This is a genomic window from Microbacterium sp. ISL-103 (assembly GCF_018613995.1).
Lineage (GTDB): Bacteria > Actinomycetota > Actinomycetes > Actinomycetales > Microbacteriaceae > Microbacterium.
The window spans coordinates 1-2,189 of record NZ_JAGGPD010000486.1; the positions used below are offsets into that span (position 1 = coordinate 1).

A 2,189-nucleotide genomic window follows, 5' to 3' on the forward strand; every position below is an offset into this window, starting at 1 on the left:
GATGCGTCGCGGCTGGCGCTCGCGCGGCCAGATGGCGCGCGACGAGCTCGGCCGATTCGGCGGTACGGCGGCGATCCTGGCGACGCTCCTCATCATGATCATCATCACCGCGATCCTCGCTCTCGTCGTCGTGAACGCTCTCGGCGAGAGCCCGTGGGGAGTGTTCTCGGTCGCGATGACCATCCCGATCGCGCTGTTCATGGGCGCGTACCTGCGGTGGATCCGCCCCGGCAAGATCACCGAGGTGTCGATCATCGGCTTCGTGCTGCTGATGGCGGCGATCATCGGCGGCGGAATGGTCGCCGAGACCGGGTGGGGCCAGGCGATCTTCACGCTCGACCGCACCACGATCGCGTGGGGCATCATCATCTACGGATTCATCGCGGCGGTGCTTCCGGTGTGGATGCTGCTCGCCCCGCGCGACTATCTCTCGACCTTCATGAAGAGCGGCGTGATCGTGGCGCCCGCCGTCGCGATCCTGTTCGTGCGGCCCGAGATCACCGTTCCGGCGTTCAGCGAGTTCGCCGCCGGTGAGACCGGGCCCGTCTGGGCGGGCTCGCTGTTCCCGTTCCTGTTCGTGACGATCGCCTGCGGAGCGCTGAGCGGGTTCCATGCCCTCATCGCCTCGGGCACGACGCCGAAGATGATCGAGAAGGAGAAGCAGACCCGCTTCATCGGCTACGGCGGCATGCTCATGGAGTCGTTCGTGGCGATCATGGCACTCGTGGCGGCGATCTCGATCGACCGCGGGTTGTACTTCGCGATGAACTCGTCGCCTGCCGCGACGCTCGGCACCGTGGAGGGTGCCGTGCAATTCGTCAACAGCCTCGGACTGACCGGGGTGAACCTGACGCCCGAGATGCTCACGAGCACGGCCGAAGCGGTGGGCGAGGAGTCGATCGTGTCCCGCACCGGCGGCGCGCCCACTCTCGCCCTCGGGCTCGCGCACATCATGCAGCAGTGGATCGGCGGCACCGGGATGATGGCGTTCTGGTATCACTTCGCGATCATGTTCGAGGCGCTGTTCATCCTGACGGCCGTGGATGCGGGCACCCGCGTCGCGCGTTTCATGCTGCAGGACTCGGTCGGCAACGTCATCCCTCGCTTCAAAGACACGTCGTGGCGGATGGGCGCGTGGATCTGCACAGCCGTCATGGTCGCGGGGTGGGGAGCGGTGCTGATCATGGGGGTCACAGACCCGCTCGGTGGCATCAACACCCTCTTCCCGCTGTTCGGCATCGCCAACCAGCTGCTCGCGGCGATCGCTCTCGCGGTGGTGCTCACGATCGTGGCGCGCAGACGTACGTTCAAGGCACTGTGGGTCGTCGCCCTGCCTCTGGCTTTCGTGACCGTCGTCACCGTCACGGCCTCGTTGCAGAAGATCTTCTCGACGGTGCCGCAGGTCGGCTACTTCGCGAACCACGTCGCCTTCCGCGATGCCCTCGCAGCAGGAGAGACGTCATTCGGCACGGCCACCAGCGTCGCGGCGATGGAGGCGGTCGTCCGCAACACCATGATCCAGGGCATCCTGTCGGTGACGTTCCTCGTGCTGTCGGTGATCGTCATCACCATCTCGCTCATCAAGGTCATCCAGGCCGTGCGCCCAGGACCCGTCGTCGATCACGAGGATCCCGAGGTGCCGTCTCACCGCTTCGCGCCCGCGGGCCTGATCGCGTCGTCGCAGGAGCGTGCCGTCGAGAAGCAGTGGAACGAGCTGCCCGCATCCGCCCAGCCGACCAGGGGGCACTGATGGCCGCGGCGGTGGCGGACGCGGCACGTCGGGCCTGGAACGCGGTCGCCTGGTACGTGAACGGAGTGACGGGCCAGTCGCGGTACACGGCCTACATCGCGCACGAGCGCGAACGGCATCCCGAGCGAGAGCCGCTCACAGAGAGCGAGTTCTGGCGTGCGCACTATGCGCAGCAGGACGCCGACCCCGGCGCCCGCTGCTGCTGAGCGGCCGAAGACGACGGATGCCGCAGGGAACGAGTCCCTGCGGCATCCGCGTGTCAGCGACCGATGATCAACCCGGGTGGGTCATCGACAGCAGATCGAGCTTCTCGTCCAGCTGCTCGAGCGTGAGGTCTCCACGCTCCACGTAGCCGAGGTCGATCACCGCATCACGTACGGTGATGCCCTTCGCGACCGAGTGCTTGGCGATCTTCGCTGCGGCCTCGTAGCCGATGAGC

The 2,189-nt window shown here is 66.8% G+C and carries 2 protein-coding genes and 1 pseudogene; 2 read left to right on the top strand and 1 reads right to left on the bottom strand.

Annotated features, from left to right (window positions below):
* Positions 1–1,750, top strand: a 1,750-nt coding sequence (locus J7E68_RS16385) for a carbon starvation CstA family protein (protein WP_215174385.1), incomplete at its 5' end; no start/stop codon positions are given.
* A complete protein-coding gene (locus tag J7E68_RS16390) occupies positions 1,750–1,956 on the top strand; it encodes a YbdD/YjiX family protein (RefSeq protein ID WP_215174387.1) in 207 nt (68 codons plus the stop codon). The genes J7E68_RS16385 and J7E68_RS16390, both read left to right, overlap by 1 nt.
* A gap of 67 nt (positions 1,957–2,023) precedes the next feature.
* Here the strand turns inward: J7E68_RS16390 and aspA are convergent.
* A pseudogene (aspA, locus tag J7E68_RS19970) lies at positions 2,024–2,189 on the bottom strand (aspartate ammonia-lyase); the annotation flags it as partial.

Coding starts and splice junctions, on each gene's coding strand:
- J7E68_RS16390 (WP_215174387.1), top strand. CDS start 1,750: ATGGCCGCGGCGGTGGCGGACGCGGCACGTCGGGCCTGGAACGCGGTC.